The sequence below is a fragment of the Pantoea sp. XY16 genome, from assembly GCF_025153065.1.
Classification (GTDB): Bacteria; Pseudomonadota; Gammaproteobacteria; order Enterobacterales; family Enterobacteriaceae; genus Pantoea; species Pantoea alfalfae.
The window spans coordinates 32,344-49,057 of sequence record NZ_JANZNP010000001.1; the positions used below are offsets into that span (position 1 = coordinate 32,344).

The following is a 16,714-nucleotide window of genomic DNA, read 5'->3' on the forward strand; positions in this document are numbered from 1 at the left end:
CCTGACGGGAGGCCGCAAAATCAGAGGTGGTGGCTATGTGCGAATTGCTCGGGATGAGCGCCAATGTTCCCACGGATATCTGTTTCAGCTTTACCGGACTGGTTCAGCGGGGCGGTGGAACCGGGCCTCACAAAGATGGCTGGGGCATTACCTTTTACGAAGATAAAGGTTGTCGTACGTTTAAAGATCCGCTGCCGAGCTTTAACTCGCCGATTGCGCGTCTGGTGCAGGAGTATCCGATCAAATCACATTCGGTGGTGGCGCACATCCGCCAGGCGAATCGTGGTCAGGTGTCGCTGGAAAACACCCACCCGTTTACCCGCGAGCTGTGGGGCCGAAACTGGACCTACGCGCACAACGGTCAGCTTAAAGGCTATCGTCAACTGGAGACCGGTACATTCCGGCCCGTGGGCGAAACGGACAGTGAGAAGGCGTTCTGCTGGATCCTGCATCAGCTGGCGACACGCTATCCACGCACGCCGGGCAACTGGCCTGCGGTGTTTCGTTTTATCGGAGAGCTGGCCGGTTCGTTACGGCAGAAGGGCGTGTTTAACATGCTGCTGTCAGATGGCCGCTATCTGATGGCCTTCTGCTCCACCAACCTGTTCTGGATAACCCGCCGGGCACCGTTTGGCCGGGCGCAGTTACTGGATCAGGATGTGGAGGTTGATTTTCAGCAGCACACCACGCCGCATGACGTGGTGACGGTGATTGCTACGCAGCCACTGACGGCCAATGAAACCTGGCAACGGATTGCGCCAGGTGAATGGGCGTTATTCTGCCTTGGAGAGCGCCAGGAATGAACGTGAAGCGGCTTCGGGACTGGCTAACACCGGTGCCGGGCTGCTGTTCATCACATATTTCCCGCTGGCGACATTGACCATCGGCGGCTGGTGATATTTCGCAAAGTACGCATAGCCCGGCTGCAACTGTTGCCAGAAACTGGCATCGCTGGAGTAGCGGTGACGCTGCATGTTGCTGTCGGTCATGCGGAACGGATAGATGCTGATGCTGACATCCTGCTGGCCGTTACGCAGCGCCGCGTTCACATAAGTAAAAATCTCATCCATATAGGCGTTGGTCATGGCATAGCAGCCAATCGACTTACAGTCGCCATGAATCATCAGGTAGTTGCCGCTATAGCCCTGATTACGATCGTACTGATTCGGAAAGCCAATATTAATCGCGCGATAAAACCGGCTGTCCGGCTTCAGCTGATTCAGCTTCACGTTGTAAAAACCTTCCGGGCTTTTGAAATCGCCTTCACGACGTTTCGGGCCGAGGCCGCCAGAAAAGTTACAGATGCGATAGGTATCCAGCAGGCGGAATTCATTACCGATTTTGCCGTAGAGTTCGAGCGTGCGTTCTTCCTTGAAAATCTGGATATAGACCGGGGTACCGAGTAACTGCTTCTTTAATTCTTTGCTGACCGGTGCCGCTGAGACGGGTTCGGGTGTCATTGCCATGCTGAGGGCTGGCAGTAAAATCATCGCAAACAGGAGTGCGATTTTGCCCATGCTGTGTATACCTTGAGGTGAAGAGAACATGACGCAAAATGTGCGTCTTTGTTTGCATTATCGGAACTGTCCGCTACCGCAGCGCAACATTAAACATTGTCTGTTTTTTTAGCAAGACGCCGACAGCCAGATTCGCGATTTACTGAAAGATATTCGGCCACAAATTTGTAAACTTTAATTGTGGGCGCGACAAATATTGCAGTTACCCCTGCCAACTGTATACTTATCCAGTGCCGGAGGGGGTATGCGTAAAATCATTCATGTCGATATGGACTGCTTCTATGCCGCGGTGGAGATGCGTGATAATCCCCAGCTGCGCGATATCCCGATCGCTATTGGTGGCAGCCGCGAACGCCGCGGCGTGATCAGCACCGCTAACTATCCGGCCCGCAAATTTGGCGTGCGCAGTGCCATGCCAACCGGCATGGCACTTAAGTTATGTCCGCATCTGCGTCTGCTGCCAGGCCGTTTCGACGCCTATAAAGAAGCCTCCGCACAAATTCGCGATATCTTTACCCGCTACACGCCGCTGATCGAACCGCTCTCCCTCGATGAAGCCTATCTGGATGTCACCGACAGTCCGCACTGTCACGGCTCCGCCACGCTAATGGCGCAGGCGATCCGCGCCACCATCTACCGTGAAACCGGGCTTACCGCGTCAGCGGGTATCGCGCCGATTAAGTTTCTGGCAAAGATCGCCTCGGATCTGAATAAGCCGGACGGACAGTATGTGATTACCCCGCCAGAGATGGCCGGTTTTCTGCTGACCCTGCCGCTGGCGAAAATTCCAGGCGTCGGCAAGGTCTCGGCCAAAAAGCTGGAGGAGATGGGGCTGGTCACCTGTGGCGACGTGCAGAAGGCAGATTTAGCGCTGCTGCTGAAGCGCTTTGGAAAGTTTGGCCGGGTGCTGTGGGAGCGCAGTAACGGCATTGACGATCGCGAAGTTATCGTCGAGCGCGAGCGTAAATCGCTGGGGGTGGAACGCACGCTGGCAGAAGATATCAGCGACTGGGACGCCTGCCTGGAGATTATCGACTTTCTCTATGCTGAACTGGATCGCCGGCTGACGCAGATACGACCTGACAAACAGGTGGCGCGGCAGGGCGTGAAACTGAAATTCAGCGATTTCCAGCAGACGACCCAGGAGCATATCTGGCCGGTACTGAATAAAGAGGACATGATTGCCATCGCCCGGAAAACCTGGGATGAGCGTCGTGCCGGGCGTGGCGTGCGGCTGGTGGGACTGCATGTCACCATGGTGGATCCCCAGCTGGAGCGTCAGCTGCTGCTGGGTCTGTAACGATCAGCCTCACCGCCCGATGAGGCTGACCTCCGATTACTTCTTATATTTCGCCGCCAGAGTCGCAAACCACGGGGCAACGAAATCCTCATTGCTGCCCCAGCCCGGAATAATCCTGTTCAGCGATGCAACGTTCACCGCGCCAGGCTGACTGTTGAGCTGCTGCTGAGAGATTGACGCGGCTTTAAACTGGTAAGTCGCTGGTGTCTCTTCACCGGCAATCTTCTTCGCGACCAGACGCATATTCACCGCGCCGATGGTTTTAGGATCGACCGCCACCGTCTGCACCCACGGGCTGTTTTTCTCGCGCATCAGCTGCAAATCCTGGTTCGAGACATCGATGCTGTAGAGCTTGATCTCAGTACGGCCATTCTCCTGCAGCGCTTTGTAAGCGCCCTGGCTGAAGGCATCCCACGCACCCCAGATCGCGTCGATTTTGCCTTTCGGGTATTTCGCCAGAATCGCACCAATCTTGTTGGCCGTATCGCCCTGAACATCCGTCGACACTGCGCCAATCGACTCCAGCTGATGAATGCCCGGATTCTCTTTCAGCAGTTTTTCATACACCACCTGACGGCGCTCCATCGGCGGGAAACCGGCGACCCACAGCTTGACGATATTCGCCTTGCCGTTGAAATCGTGAATAAGCTGGCCAAGCGACAGCTGTGCCAGTGAAGCATCATCCTGCGCGGTGACGGTGACGCCCGGAATCGGATTATCCACCGGGGTATCAAACACGGATAGTCTGATACCGGCATCGGCAATACGCTTCACCAGTCCGCTGGCGTAAGGCGCTTTACCGTGCGACAGCACGATGCCGTCATATTTCTGGCTGATCGCCTGATTTACGAAATCCTGGAAGCGCGCATCGTCGCCGTTGCTGAGAAAGGTGCTGACTTTAAAGCCCAGCTGGCGACCCTGCTGAATGGCACCGGCAACAAACTGGGTGGTGTTGTCATCGGAGCCGAGATTGCGGATCACCGCAATGCGAATCGGGCCATCATGGCTGGCGATTGCCGCAGGCACCGGGGTGACGGTGTCTGCGAAGGCGGCGCTGGCGTTCAGCAGGCTCAGGGCCAGTAGCGAGAGTGTTATTTTTTGCATTGTTATCAACTCCGGTAAACGCGCCTCAGCGGCGCTGGATATAGGTGATCGCCAATGCTAACGCCAGCACCAGCCCTTTAATAATGTCCATGGCGTAATAGGGCACAGAGAGCATGACCAGGCCGTTCTGCAGCACGCCGAGGATGACCGCGCCAACCAGCGTGCCCAGCGCGTTGGGCTTGCCGGAGCCGGCCAGCGAGAAGCCAATCCACGCCGCCGCGACCGCATCCATCAGATAGCCGCTTCCGGCGTTGACCTGCGATGAACCGATACGCGAGGCGAGCAGGATGCCGCCCAGACCGGCCAGCAGAGAGGCAATCACATAAGCCAGCACCCGGTAGCGGGTGGTGCGGATGCCGGAGAGGCGCGCCGCTTCCGGATTACCGCCCAGCGCATACATCCGGCGACCATGTTTAGTCAGCGACAGCGCCAGCTGTGCGGCGACGGTCACCACCAGCATAATGATGACGATGGTCGGCACCTGGCCGAGCAGGCCAAACGTCGCTGGAATGGTGCCTTCTGCCATATCACCGCTCGGCAGCACCATATTCTCGGTGATCGACCCGCCAAAGCTGTAGGTCATTGCCACACCCTGAATCACAAACAGGGTTGCCAGCGTCGCCAGCATGTCGGGAATGCGCAGGATCACAATCAGGAAGGCGTTAAACAGCCCGACCAGGGTGCAGAGCGCCAGGGTGAGCAGGATGGCGGTGGTCGTGCCGAAGCCGTACCAGACAAACAGCGAAATCACTAAGGCATTGGCGAGCGAGGCGGTCGAGCCGACCGACAGATCAAAGCCGCCAACCGTCAGGGAGATGGACACGCCGATCGCAATCACCGTAACAATCGCAATCGAGCGCAGAATGTTGATGATGTTGTTGGGTTCAAGGAAGCTGTCGGAGGCCAGGCCAAAGGCAGCGATCAGGAGCACCACCGTAAGCAACATGCCCCATTTATAGAGAAAGTCGAACAACTGGTGACGCCACGGCGAGGGGGTCAGGTTCAGGCGGGTTTCTTTACTGCTCACGCAGGGGTTCCTCCGGTGGAATAGAGCAAAAGCGTCTCTTCGGTCACGTCGCGTGCAGCCAGCTCGGCCACAATGCGTCCATCCCAGAGCACGCAAATCCGGTCGCATAAGCCGACCAGTTCAGAAAATTCCCCCGACGCGTAGATAATGCCTTTCCCTTCGCGCGCCAGGTTATCGATCAGGGTGAACAGCTCGGTTTTGGCTTTGATATCCACGCCTTTGGTCGGCTCATCAAAAATCAGCACATCAGCGTTGTTGCGCAGCCATTTGCCAATGGCCACTTTCTGCTGGTTGCCGCCGGAGAGACGCCGCAGTGTCTGTGCCGGGCCAGTGGTGCGTACCTGCAACTGCTGGATAACCTGCTCAGCCCAGCGCCACGCCTGACGATGCCCGAACAGGCTCCAGCGCGAAAAGCTGTCGTCCGCGCTGACGCTGAGGTTCATCGCGACCGACTCATCAATAAAGATCCCCTCTTTGCGCCGTTCTTCCGGCACCAGCGCCATGCGGCGACTGACGGAGTCGTACGGCGAGCGGGGCTGCCACGGCTGACCATGCAGTTCCCCGCGACTGACGCGGCTTTTGCTGGCACCAAACAGGGCTTTGCAGAGTTCGGTTTTGCCCGCACCGGCCAGACCGGCGATGCCCAGAATTTCGCCTTTGTGCAGCCTTAGCGAGATATCCTGCAGCAGCTGTTCATCGTGAAGGCCTTCTACCGCCAGCAGCAGTGGTTGTGCCTGTTGTGCACGGCGGGCCGGGAAGATATCGGTGAGCTGATGGCCCAGCATCTTCTCCACGATCTGTTCGCCGCTCAGCGCCGCCATCGGGCCGGTTTCAATCAGGCGGCCATCACGCAGCACCGTCAGCTGGTCGCAGATGGCTTTTAGTTCATGGATGCGGTGAGAGATAAACACTACGCCGATCCCACTGGCCTGCAGACGACGCACCACGGCAAACAGCCGCTCGCTTTCGTGCTGATCCAGCGGGGCGGTGGGTTCATCCAGAATCAGGAAGCGGCAGTGGTGCGACAGCGCCCGCGCCAGCAGAATTTGCTGTTTTTCCGCCAGGGTGCAGCGCTCCACCAGTCGGTTGACGTCCAGTGCCACGTCGAGCTGCGTCAGCAAGGCCTGAGCCTGACGGCGGATCTCGCCCCAGCGATAGCGGTGGCCTGGTTCTGCCAGCCGATCCAGCAGAATGTTTTCCGCCACGCTGAGCTGCGGCACCAGGGCGACATCCACTTCCTGCTGAACCAGATGGATACCCAGCTGTTTTGCATCACGCGGCGTGCGGATGGAGACCGGCTCACCATCCAGCAGGATCTCGCCGCTGTAGTGGCTATGCGCGCCGGACAGGATCGCCATCAGCGTTGACTTCCCCGCGCCGTTCGCGCCGGTCAGCGCATGGACTGAATGGCCGTCACTGCGGAAATCCACCGACGATAGCGCGGCAAACCCGCCAAAAGCGATGGAGATGTTACGCATCTCAAGGCGGTTTAACCCTGGCATGTCATTACTCTCCTGAAGAAACACTGGCCGCATTTTTTCCTGAACATTCAGGCGCGGCAACAGCCGAAAGCGCATAAGCTAGCACGAAATCTTATTAGCCATCCAGACATCCGGACATAATGGCGGCTGTGACCAGCGAACCGCGGGAACGTGGCGGAATAGCGGGGTAAAGCGCGGAAAAGGCAGCGGATTATGCTGGGCGTGAATGACAGGCATAAAAAAACCAGGCCGGAGCCTGGTTGACTTTTTTTGTGACAGAATTACTTTTCTGGCACCACATTCAGCAGGGTGGTCAGCAGTTTCCAGTAAAGACCAACGCTTTCGATGTGAACCTGCTCATCCGGCGAGTGCGGCCCGGTGATGGTCGGCCCAATCGAGACCATATCCATATCCGGATAAGGCTTTTTGAACAGACCACACTCCAGACCGGCGTGAATCACCTGAATGTTCGGGGTCTTATCAAACAGCGCGATATAGGTCTGACGGGTCAGCGCCATGATGGCGGAGTCCGCATCCGGCTGCCAGCCTGGGTAGCCGCCTTTCGCTTTGGTCTGCGCGCCAGCCAGCTGGCCCAGCGAGGTCAGCATCTGCACCACATAATCGCGGCCGGTGTCGATCAGCGAACGGATCAGGCAGTTGATCTCTGCGTGATCGTTTTCCATCGTCACCACACCGATATTCAGTGAGGTTTCGACCACGCCTTTCGCCACGTCTGAATTGCGGATCACGCCGTTTGGCGTGCTGTTCAGCAGGTTCAGGAAGCGATCGCGGCTGTCTGTGCTCAGGGCATCACCCTGATGCGCCAGCGGCTCGGTGACCAGAGCGATGTTTGGCTCTTTAATGCCGTGCTCGTTTTTGATGGCGCTAAGGAAGTGCGCCGCCGCGGATTTCAGCGCATCCGCTTTGTGGCTCTCGACCGCCACGGTGGCAAAGGCTTCACGCGGAATTGCGTTGCGCAGCGTACCGCCGCTGAACGCCAGCAGACGCAGATCCAGATCAGCCGCGTGTGCCGCCAGGAAGCGCGCCAGCAGTTTGTTGGCGTTGCCGAGGCCCATATGAATATCAGCGCCGGAGTGACCGCCACGCAGTCCTTTCAGCGTCAGCTTCAGGGTCTGGAACTCAGCAGGCAGGGTTTCACGGGTCAGCGGCAGGGTAGAGACGAAGTCGATACCGCCTGCACAACCCATGTAGATCTCACCTTCTTCTTCGGAGTCGGTGTTGATCAGGATTTCAGCCTGCAGCCAGTTGGGTTGCAGACCGAAAGCGCCATCCATGCCGGTCTCTTCGGTCATGGTCAGCAGCACTTCCAGCGGGCCATGCGTCAGGCTGTTGTCAGCCAGTACCGCCAGCGCAGAAGCCATACCGATGCCGTTGTCCGCGCCCAGCGTGGTGCCGCGCGCTTTTACCCACTCGCCGTCAATCCAGGGCTGAATCGGATCTTTGGTGAAGTCATGAACGGTGTCGTTATTTTTCTGCGGCACCATGTCCAGATGCGCCTGCAGCGCAACCGGAGTACGGTTTTCCATACCTGCGGTGGCGGGCTTACGAATCAGGATGTTGCCGACCTGATCGCGCTCACACCAGAAGCCCTGCTCTTTAGCCCAGCCGGTGATGTAGTTCGCCAGCGCTTCTTCGTGAAAAGAGGGATGGGGAATCGAGCAGATCTTAGCGAAAATATCCCACAGTGGCTGTGGAGAGAGTTGAGACAATTCAGACACGACAGGTCTCCTGTGTCAGTGTACCGGCGAGGCCGGACATCGCGAGTTTCCAGTGAAAAATCGCCGTCAGAGAATCTGACGAGCCAGGCCTGAGAATATCACTGTTTTTTACCGGGTGCGCTCTCAGACGCGCTAAAAAGCCGCAACCAGCGCGCGGGTGCTGGTTTTTAGTGCGTCAACTCCTTATAATCTCGCGCAACCTTTTCCCCGTTGCACATTTTTACGCCACTTCGGTTGGCTGGGATTTCTATTCTATGAGCGAAAAATACGTCGTTACCTGGGACATGCTTCAGATTCATGCCCGTAAACTGGCCCAGCGCCTGCTGCCTGTTGAGCAGTGGACAGGCATTATCGCGGTGAGCCGCGGCGGTCTGGTACCGGCTTCGCTGCTGGCACGTGAACTGGGTATCCGCTACGTTGATACCGTCTGCATCTCCAGCTATGACCACGATCATCAGCGCGAAATGAAAGTGCTGAAGCGCGCAGAAGGCGACGGTGAAGGCTTTATCGTGATCGATGACCTGGTAGACACCGGCGGCACCGCTCAGGCGATCCGCGAGATGTACCCGAAAGCGCGTTTCTGCACCATTTTCGCGAAACCGGCTGGTCGCTCACTGGTTGATGATTATATCGTCGATATTCCGCAGGATACCTGGATTGAGCAGCCGTGGGATATGGGTGTGGTCTACATCCCGCCGATTGTAAAAAACTGATTGATACACATCAGACAACGCCCGGTTTTCCGGGCGTTGTGCTTTCTGAGCCTCGCACCCCGAATTGGCGTACAGTACACTTAGCCATCGCCGTTTTGTTGCAGGAGAAGTGAGTATGTCGAGCAAAAATCTCAGCGAGGAGCTATTCAAGCCGCGCTTTAAGCATCCTGAAACCTCTTCCCTGGTTCGCCGCCAGCATCACGCTACCCCGGATGTCCACTCAGCCCTGGACGGTGATAGCCAGCGTGGCTGGTATCGCATGCTGAATAAGCTGATGTGGACATGGCGCGGCCTGACGCCGCAGGAGATCAGTGAAGTGCTGGCGCGTATCGCCATCAGCAACGTTGAACATACTGATGAGATGCTGCTCGACACGGTGATTGGTTTCCGCGGCGGCAACTGGCATTTTGAATGGTGCAGACAGGCAGGCATCTGGCAGCAGAAGGCGCTGGAGGCGACCGAAGACAGTGAGGCGGGCGACTACTGGCTGCACGCGGCGCACCTTTATAGCGTTGCCGCTTATCCCTATATAAAAGGCGATGAGCTGGCTGACCAGGCACAGACGCTGGCCAACCGCGCCTATGAAGAGGCCACTCAGCGGTTGCCAGGCGAACTGAAATCCCTGACGTTTGCCATCACGGGCGGCAGCCCGGTCAGCGGCTTTCTGCACATACCGCCGGATGTTGAAGCGCCTTATCCCACCGTGCTGTTCTGCGGCGCGCTCGACTCGTTACAGAGCGATCATTACCGTCTGTTCCATGACTATCTCGCCCCGCGCGGCATTGCGATGCTGACCATTGATGTGCCGTCGGTGGGTAACTCGGTGAAATGGACGCTGAATCAGGACACCAGTTTTCTGCATCAGCAGGTGCTCCGCGATCTGAAAAATGTGCCCTGGGTTGACCACACCCGCGTGGCGGCGTTTGGCTATCGCTTTGGCGCGAACGTGGCGGTGCGGCTGGCCTATCTGGAATCGCAGCGGCTGCGCGGCGTCGCCTGTCTTGGCCCGATTGTGCATGCGCTGCTGACGCAGACGGCGTTGCAGGATGAGATCCCGGATATGTACATGGATATGCTGGCCAGCCGGTTAGGCATGGCGACCGCTTCCGACAGCGCGCTGCGCACCGAACTCAATCGCTATTCGCTTAAAACTCAGGGATTGCTGGGCCGCCGGACGCCGACGCCGATGCTGTCGGGCTACTGGCAGAACGATCTCTTCAGCCCGGAAGAGGAGAGCAAGCTGATCGCTAACTCGTCGTCTGACGGCAAAGCGTTGCTGATTCCGGTGAAGCCGATGATGGCCAGCTTCGATAAAGCGCTGAATGAGATTTGCGACTGGCTGGAGAAGCGTTTAAAAAGGTAACTGGCAAAATTTACAGTATTTGCTACAACTAGTAGCGGAATTCTTCCGGGCTGCCCTATAAAGGCTTATGACGTAATCAGGCCGCCCGGAAATCAGGGCTGTATAGCGGTCAAAACCTATGGAGAATCAGCATGACGTTACCAAGTGGTCATCCCCGCAGTCGCCTGCTTAAGCGTTTTACCGAGCTTGGGCCTTATATTCGCGATGGGAAATGTGACGAAACCCGGTTCTTCTTCGACTGTCTGGCTGCCTGCGTCAATGTGAAACCGGCACCGGAACTTCGTGAGTTCTGGGGCTGGTGGATGGAGCTGGAAGCGCAGGCTGACCACTTTACCTATGTCTACCATATCGGTCTGTTCGATAAAGAGGGTGACTGGTCGGTGGCAACCATCAAGGGCAAAGAGAACACGGCGCGCGTGGAAGAGACCTTACGGAATTTCCATACCCGCCTGAAGGCGATGCTGAAGGAGTTAGATCTGGACCTTATCCCGGCCAGTGATTTCGATGAGAAACCGGTGAAGCTGAGCGCCTGATAGGGTGTTTAGCGATAAAAGGGTGAGTTAAAACGCTCGCCCACAAACTGCTGACAACTCTCAATCAGGGTGAATCTGGCAGCAACGAATAAGCTCAACGCGCAGGTAATCGGGTCAGAAAAGGAAAGCGTCCCGCGGCAGGGACAAAAACGCCGGGAGCGTTTTTGAACAACGCAGAGCGTTGGCCCGGCAACGGGCGCACCTCAGGGATGAGGTGCGTAATCGCGCGGGCCGAGCGGCCATGGATTGGCGTAATCGCCTTTCCGTTCTGACCCGATTACCTGAGCGGGCTCGATCTCACAGCAAACCGGGCCAGATGGTTGAAATAACAAAAGGGCGAGTTGAAAAACTCGCCCTTTTCGATGCTCACAAATTCTGTCGCTCATGCTATGCGGCATGAGCCTGACATCAGAACTGGTAAGTCACACCCATCGCCACAATGTCGTCGTTGTTGATCGACAGCGCGTTGTCATCATCCAGCTGGTTGATTTTGTAATCCACGAAGGCGGACATGTTTTTGTTGAAGTAGTAGGTTGCACCCACATCGATATATTTCACCAGATCCGCATCGCCGATACCGTTTTCGATATCCTTGCCTTTAGTCTGCACATAACCAATAGAAGGACGCAGGCCGAAATCAAACTGATACTGCGCCACCAGTTCGATATTCTGCGCTTTGTTGGCTGCGCCCGCGACGGCAGCGCCGGTATTACGGTTGGTGCCGCTGATTGGCGTCATGTTGCGGGTATCGGTGTAAATCGCCGCCAGGTAAACGCTGTTGGCATCATACTTCACGCCTGCGCCCCAGGAATCTGCACGGTCACCGCCGCCATAGGCGCGCGCCTGCTGCTGGTTGGTGCGATCAGATGAGGTGATGGCACCCATCAGGCTCACGCCGCTATCACCCAGCGCGTAGCCCAGTGAAGCACCATAGCCGTCGCCGTTCTGGCGGTTAATATCGGTGCGGCTGTTGGCGCTGGTGGCGTCGTTCTTGCCCTGATACTGCAGTGCAAATTTCAGGCCATCGACCAGACCAAAGAAGTTGTTATTGCGGTAAGTCGCGACGCCGGTGGCGCGCTGGGTCATAAAGTTATCAGAGCGTGCCGTGCCATCACCACCGAATTCCGGGAACACGTCTGTCCAGGCTTCAACGTCATACAGCACGCCATAGTTACGGCCATAATCCACCGAACCATACTGCGAGAATTTCAGGCCAGCAAAACCAAGGCGGGTTTTGTTGCCGTTATTGGCGTCGCTGCCTTCAGAGTTATTAACGTTGTACTGATATTCCCACTGACCGTAACCGGTCATCAGGTCATTAATCTGCGTCTGGCCTTTAAAGCCGATACGGGTATAAGACTTGTCACCGTCTGTGCTGGCATTATCGCTGATGTAGTGCTCAGCTTTAACTTTGCCATATAAATCCAGTTTATTGCCGTCTTTGTTATAGATTTCGGCAGCGTGCGCGGCAGAAGCCAGCGTCAGCGTGGAGACGATCATGGCCAGTGTGCTTTTCTTCATTTGCTATCAATCCCAATGTGAACGCCGTAAAAAAATGAAAGTTTTTGTAAAACACCGACTTTTTACCCGTCCGTGATGAACTTTTTATGACACTTTTCCGGATTTCTTGTTAATGCTGAACTTTTGGTCTACTGCCTTGTCCGCGTAAATTCGTGCTTTTCCCCCGCTGGCTGTTGGCTTCCGTATCGACTCCTGTTAAAACGTCCTTTCGTAAAAATTTTTCACTACGGCAGGAAATATGAGTGGCAGTCAGACCTTAGTGGTCAAGTTGGGTACCAGCGTTCTTACCGGCGGCTCTCGCCGGTTAAATCGGGCGCACATGGTGGAACTGGTTCGTCAGTGCGCGCAGCAGCACGCAGCCGGCCACCGCATTGTGATTGTTACGTCTGGCGCAATGGCCGCAGGACGCGAACATCTGGGCTACCCCGAACTGCCACCGACCATCGCCTCAAAGCAGCTGCTGGCTGCGGTGGGGCAGAGCCGTCTGATTCAGCTGTGGGAACAGTTATTCTCTATCTACGGCATCCATATTGGTCAGATGCTGCTGACCCGTGCTGACATGGAAGATCGCGAACGTTTCCTTAATGCCCGCGACACGCTGCGCGCGTTGCTGGATAACCACATTGTGCCGGTGATTAACGAGAACGATGCGGTTGCGACTGCCGAAATCAAAGTGGGCGACAACGACAATCTTTCGGCGCTGGCAGCGATGCTTGGCGGTGCCGACAAGCTGCTGCTGCTGACCGATCAGCAGGGACTGTTCACTGCCGATCCGCGTAACAATCCAGAAGCTGAGCTGATCAGCGATGTCCATGTGATTGATGATGCGTTACGCGCGCTCGCGGGTGACAGCGTGTCCGGCCTGGGCACCGGCGGCATGTCGACCAAGCTTCAGGCGGCGGATGTTGCCTGCCGGGCAGGAATAGACGTGATTATCGCCTCGGGCAGTCGCAGCGGTGTGATCAGTGATGTGATTGACGGCAAGCCGGTTGGAACGCGCTTTCATGCGCAGCAATCGCCGCTGGAGAACCGTAAACGCTGGATCTTCGGTGCGCCACCGGCAGGCGAACTCACCGTCGATGACGGTGCGCTGGCTGCCATCATTGAACGCGGCAGTTCGTTGCTGCCCAAGGGCATTCGCGCTATTCAGGGGAATTTCTCGCGCGGTGAAGTGATCCGCATCCGCAGCCTGCAGGGCCGGGATATTGCTCACGGTGTTTCTCGCTACAACAGCGACGCGATGCGCATGATTGCCGGTCATCACAGCCAGCAGATCAGCGAAATTCTGGGATACGAATATGGCCCGGTGGCCGTTCACCGCGACGACATGATCGTCAGTTAAGGAGCGGACAATGCTAGAAGAGATGGGAAAAGCGGCGCGTGCCGCAGCTTACACCGTGGCCGATTTGTCGACGGCTGAGAAGAATCAGGTTCTGATGACCATTGCCGATCGCCTTGAGGCGGAAAGCGCAGACATTCTGGCAGCCAATGAGCTGGATTTAGCTGATGCGCGTCAGAACGGCATGAGCGCCGCATTGTTAGATCGGCTGACACTCAACCCGCAACGCCTCAGCAGCATCGCCAGCGATGTGCGCCAGGTCTGTCAGTTGGCCGATCCGGTGGGACAGTTAATCGACGGCGGTCAGCTCGACAGCGGTCTGCGCATTGAACGCCGTCGCGTGCCGCTGGGGGTGGTGGCCGTGATCTACGAGGCGCGTCCCAATGTTACGGTGGACGTCGCCAGCCTGTGCCTGAAAACCGGTAACGCCGCCATACTGCGCGGTGGCAAAGAGACCTGGCGCACCAATGCGGCCACCGTCCGGGTCATTCAGAACGCGCTGCAGCAGCACGGTTTACCGGAGGCTATCGTACAGGCGATTGAAAATCCGGATCGCGAGCTGGTGAATCAGCTGCTGAAGCTGGATCGCTACGTCGATATGCTCATCCCGCGTGGCGGAGCCGGGCTGCACAAGCTGTGCCGGGAAAACTCCACTATTCCGGTGATTACCGGCGGCATCGGCGTCTGTCACATCTACATTGATGAGACGATGGAGATTGAACCGGCTCTTGATTTGATCGTTAACGCCAAAAAACAGCGTCCCAGCGCCTGTAACTCGCTGGAAACGCTGCTGGTGAATCAGGCGATGGCCGAACGCTTCCTGCCCGCCTTCAGCGCGCGTATGGCGCAGGAAGGGATTGCGCTGCATGCGGACAGTAACGTGCTGGCGCAGCTGCAGCAGGGTCCGGCGGCTGTCAGACAGGTCAATCCACAGCAGTACAATGATGAGTGGCTGTCGCTGGATCTTAACGTCAAATTAGTGGCGGATATGGATGAGGCGATCGATCACATCCGCACGCACGGCACGCAGCACTCGGATGCTATCCTGACCCGCGACACCCGCAACGCCGCGCGCTTTGTCCGTCAGGTCGACTCTTCCGCGGTCTATGTTAACGCCAGCACCCGCTTTACCGATGGTGGGCAGTTTGGCCTGGGTGCGGAAGTGGCGGTCAGTACCCAGAAACTGCATGCACGCGGGCCAATGGGATTAGAGGCGCTGACCACCTATAAATGGATTGCCTGGGGCGACGACACACTCAGGTCATAACGACGATAATTTTTAACAAAACGGGAGTCTTTCAGAGACTCCCGTTTTTTTTAGCCCGCTTTTTCGATCCAGTGAAAGGTAGAGTTTTCTCTCTGTCTGATTAAATTTCATTCCGATCCCGCCACCGTCGCCCGTTAAGCTGGCTGAATTTTACGCAATTTCTTACGGAACATTCCTGAAAGCCGGGGCTGTATGCGGCCTGAGGCAATATTTTTTGTTCAGATGCAGACCGAAGCGGATAATGATAATTAGAAATGCTTGATAAAGCGGTTAGGTAGTAAACGAGCGGTAATATAAAATGAACTGGTAGCAATAATGAAAATAACATCCAGTATCTCTTCTATGGCTGATTATTAACTAATGGTTAAAAAAGAAAGTACAAGACAAGCTTTCACCACCAGGCTGATAGCGGCCTGTGAGAGTGCCGGCATTGCCGGACATGGACGAAACAAACAGGTTGCCAGAGCCCTGCAGCAGCAAGGCTGCAAGATTTCAACGCCGGGAGTGTGGAAGTGGTTTAACGCGCAGTCAGTGCCTGATGGCGGCAATTTACTGGCGCTCAGTCAGCTGCTGGGAGTCAGGGTAGAGTGGCTGCAATACGGTATGGATCAACCCGCTGACCCGGTAACGCTGAGCACGTTCACCGGCCATAAGAATGTGTTTCGGGTTGATAGCCTCGATATCGGGCAGCGAAGTGCTGCGGGACTGCCCGCGCGTGATGAGTTTGTGGAGACCATCCAGGCGATCGAATATGGTCTGGATGAGGCGCGGGTGCTGTTCAATGGGCGTCCGGCGGAGAACATCCGGTTAATTGCCATCAATAGCGACTCTATGGCTGACACCTTTGCACCGCGCGATCAGCTGTTTGTGGATATCAGCGTGCGGATGTTCGACGGTGATGGCATCTACATTTTTACCCTTGATGAGCAACTCTATCTCAAGCGCCTGCAGCTGCAGCATAAGAAAATTGCTGTGATTTCAGACAATAAACGCTATGAAACCTGGTATCTCAATCATGATGACGTCACCAGCCTGAAGGTCCTGGCAAAAGTGATCATGAGTCAGGCGCGTCACTATCAAATCCTCGGCTAAGGCCGCTTTTGCTGCCTTTCTCAGACGGGCTGCAAAAAAATAATCGACATAAATTCATAAATTTAACCAGCGGTAAATAAAAAATTAACCAACAGTGTTTGATAAAGCATAAGAACCTGTTAATAATTTGGATATGGATGAACGAACCAGTTCTTTCACGGATGAGCCGCTCTTAAACAATTGAGGCGCTGCACAAGCGCGAATCATACCACCCAAAAGTCAGTGAACTTTGGGATGGGGTGGATGCGCAAAATGCAGCGTCGTCAGATGCCGTTTATTTCCCCCTCGCTTACTTTCCACCTGGCTGCTAACGCAGCCGGGCGGCGAGCGTGCGAGCGCGATACACGTCATTCGGGCCCGTTCGGATCACCGAAAGCTCGCGCCTGCCACCCCATCGCCAAAGACTCATTCACAGGAGGAGTTATGGCGATAATTCACTATGGCAAAAGCGTTTTTGTGGGCAACGCACGTACTCGTCGCCATCGGCGGCGCCAACCTCTCAGCAGCCTGACTCAGAGCATCGACCAGGCCCTTAACTTTCCAACTGAACCCCCTGTCCTGAGACGTGCAGAGCAAATCTGCCAGCGTCAGGTCGCCCCGCGTGTTGATCGCGCAATCACCGCACCCCGCGTCACCAGTCAGGAAACACCCAGTTTCGACAATTGCTGTCTTCCCCACGTTCATCTCTACGTCGTGAGCTGAAGCGCGAAGACAGCAT

15 protein-coding genes are annotated in these 16,714 nt (G+C 56.3%); 9 read left to right on the top strand and 6 right to left on the bottom strand.

Annotated elements, in window-relative coordinates; all coding sequences use genetic code 11:
* Positions 1–35 precede the first annotated feature (35 nt).
* On the top strand, positions 36–803 hold the full coding sequence (locus N1689_RS00185) for a class II glutamine amidotransferase (protein WP_013356897.1): 768 nt from the start codon (positions 36–38) through the stop codon (positions 801–803).
* Here N1689_RS00185 and dpaA read toward each other — a convergent pair.
* Complete coding sequence (gene dpaA / locus N1689_RS00190; protein WP_161734503.1) at positions 774–1,517, bottom strand: peptidoglycan meso-diaminopimelic acid protein amidase; 744 nt, start codon at positions 1,515–1,517, stop codon at positions 774–776. The genes N1689_RS00185 and dpaA overlap by 30 nt on opposite strands.
* Positions 1,518–1,761: 244 nt before the next feature.
* Between dpaA and dinB the strand changes: the two genes are divergently transcribed.
* The gene (dinB, locus tag N1689_RS00195) at positions 1,762–2,817 is read left to right on the top strand and encodes a DNA polymerase IV (protein ID WP_161734500.1); all 1,056 of its coding nucleotides are present in this window, start codon (positions 1,762–1,764) and stop codon (positions 2,815–2,817) included.
* A 36-nt stretch (positions 2,818–2,853) separates the two neighbouring features.
* Here dinB and N1689_RS00200 read toward each other — a convergent pair whose 3' ends face one another.
* The 4 genes from N1689_RS00200 to pepD all read right to left on the bottom strand — a co-directional run bounded on the left by N1689_RS00200 (position 2,854) and on the right by pepD (position 8,168).
* Positions 2,854–3,921, bottom strand: a complete 1,068-nt coding sequence (locus N1689_RS00200) for a sugar ABC transporter substrate-binding protein (protein ID WP_260057566.1) — start codon at positions 3,919–3,921, stop codon at positions 2,854–2,856.
* Between the two features lie 25 nt (positions 3,922–3,946).
* Positions 3,947–4,948 (bottom strand): ABC transporter permease, encoded by a 1,002-nt coding sequence (locus tag N1689_RS00205; RefSeq protein ID WP_161734495.1) that lies wholly within the window; start codon positions 4,946–4,948, stop codon positions 3,947–3,949.
* A complete protein-coding gene (locus N1689_RS00210; protein ID WP_260057567.1) occupies positions 4,945–6,450 on the bottom strand; it encodes a sugar ABC transporter ATP-binding protein in 1,506 nt (501 codons plus the stop codon). Before N1689_RS00210 ends, N1689_RS00205 begins: the two co-directional genes overlap by 4 nt.
* A gap of 260 nt (positions 6,451–6,710) precedes the next feature.
* On the bottom strand, positions 6,711–8,168 hold the full coding sequence (gene pepD, locus N1689_RS00215; protein ID WP_260057568.1) for a beta-Ala-His dipeptidase: 1,458 nt from the start codon (positions 8,166–8,168) through the stop codon (positions 6,711–6,713).
* A gap of 254 nt (positions 8,169–8,422) precedes the next feature.
* On the opposite strand from pepD, the gene gpt reads away from it, so the two are divergent.
* The 3 genes from gpt (at position 8,423) to crl (ending at position 10,777) form a co-directional block, all read left to right on the top strand.
* Positions 8,423–8,881 (top strand): xanthine phosphoribosyltransferase, encoded by a 459-nt coding sequence (gene gpt, locus N1689_RS00220; protein WP_003851171.1) that lies wholly within the window; start codon positions 8,423–8,425, stop codon positions 8,879–8,881.
* A 115-nt stretch (positions 8,882–8,996) separates the two neighbouring features.
* Positions 8,997–10,244, top strand: coding sequence for an esterase FrsA (frsA, locus tag N1689_RS00225; protein ID WP_222924471.1), 1,248 nt, complete (start codon positions 8,997–8,999; stop codon positions 10,242–10,244).
* 131 nt (positions 10,245–10,375) lie between these two features.
* The gene (gene crl / locus N1689_RS00230; protein ID WP_161734487.1) at positions 10,376–10,777 is read left to right on the top strand and encodes a sigma factor-binding protein Crl; all 402 of its coding nucleotides are present in this window, start codon (positions 10,376–10,378) and stop codon (positions 10,775–10,777) included.
* A 408-nt stretch (positions 10,778–11,185) separates the two neighbouring features.
* On the opposite strand, the gene ompC is transcribed toward crl, so the two are convergent.
* A complete protein-coding gene (ompC, locus tag N1689_RS00235; RefSeq protein ID WP_161734485.1) occupies positions 11,186–12,298 on the bottom strand; it encodes a porin OmpC in 1,113 nt (370 codons plus the stop codon).
* A 238-nt stretch (positions 12,299–12,536) separates the two neighbouring features.
* Between ompC and proB the strand changes: the two genes are divergently transcribed.
* The 4 genes from proB (at position 12,537) to N1689_RS22075 (ending at position 16,698) form a co-directional block, all read left to right on the top strand.
* Positions 12,537–13,640, top strand: a complete 1,104-nt coding sequence (gene proB, locus N1689_RS00240; protein ID WP_010255198.1) for a glutamate 5-kinase — start codon at positions 12,537–12,539, stop codon at positions 13,638–13,640.
* 10 nt (positions 13,641–13,650) lie between these two features.
* Entirely contained in the window at positions 13,651–14,904 is a 1,254-nt protein-coding gene (proA, locus tag N1689_RS00245) for a glutamate-5-semialdehyde dehydrogenase (RefSeq protein ID WP_161734483.1), read from the top strand.
* 360 nt (positions 14,905–15,264) lie between these two features.
* Positions 15,265–15,996 carry a S24 family peptidase gene (locus N1689_RS00250; RefSeq protein ID WP_161734481.1) on the top strand — a complete coding sequence of 244 codons (732 nt, stop codon included), beginning with the start codon at positions 15,265–15,267 and terminating at the stop codon, positions 15,994–15,996.
* A gap of 423 nt (positions 15,997–16,419) precedes the next feature.
* Positions 16,420–16,698, top strand: a complete 279-nt coding sequence (locus tag N1689_RS22075) for a hypothetical protein (protein ID WP_161734479.1) — start codon at positions 16,420–16,422, stop codon at positions 16,696–16,698.
* Positions 16,699–16,714 lie beyond the last annotated feature (16 nt).

Bases quoted from the DNA above. Each gene is read 5' to 3' on its own strand.
- ompC (WP_161734485.1), bottom strand. From the start codon at position 12,298: ATGAAGAAAAGCACACTGGCCATGATCGTCTCCACGCTGACGCTGGCT.
- proA (WP_161734483.1), top strand. From the start codon at position 13,651: ATGCTAGAAGAGATGGGAAAAGCGGCGCGTGCCGCAGCTTACACCGTG.
- N1689_RS00200 (WP_260057566.1), bottom strand. From the start codon at position 3,921: ATGCAAAAAATAACACTCTCGCTACTGGCCCTGAGCCTGCTGAACGCC.
- crl (WP_161734487.1), top strand. From the start codon at position 10,376: ATGACGTTACCAAGTGGTCATCCCCGCAGTCGCCTGCTTAAGCGTTTT.
- N1689_RS00250 (WP_161734481.1), top strand. From the start codon at position 15,265: ATGGTTAAAAAAGAAAGTACAAGACAAGCTTTCACCACCAGGCTGATA.
- gpt (WP_003851171.1), top strand. From the start codon at position 8,423: ATGAGCGAAAAATACGTCGTTACCTGGGACATGCTTCAGATTCATGCC.
- N1689_RS22075 (WP_161734479.1), top strand. From the start codon at position 16,420: ATGGCGATAATTCACTATGGCAAAAGCGTTTTTGTGGGCAACGCACGT.
- frsA (WP_222924471.1), top strand. From the start codon at position 8,997: ATGTCGAGCAAAAATCTCAGCGAGGAGCTATTCAAGCCGCGCTTTAAG.
- dpaA (WP_161734503.1), bottom strand. From the start codon at position 1,517: ATGGGCAAAATCGCACTCCTGTTTGCGATGATTTTACTGCCAGCCCTC.
- N1689_RS00185 (WP_013356897.1), top strand. From the start codon at position 36: ATGTGCGAATTGCTCGGGATGAGCGCCAATGTTCCCACGGATATCTGT.
- dinB (WP_161734500.1), top strand. From the start codon at position 1,762: ATGCGTAAAATCATTCATGTCGATATGGACTGCTTCTATGCCGCGGTG.
- proB (WP_010255198.1), top strand. From the start codon at position 12,537: ATGAGTGGCAGTCAGACCTTAGTGGTCAAGTTGGGTACCAGCGTTCTT.
- N1689_RS00210 (WP_260057567.1), bottom strand. From the start codon at position 6,450: ATGCCAGGGTTAAACCGCCTTGAGATGCGTAACATCTCCATCGCTTTT.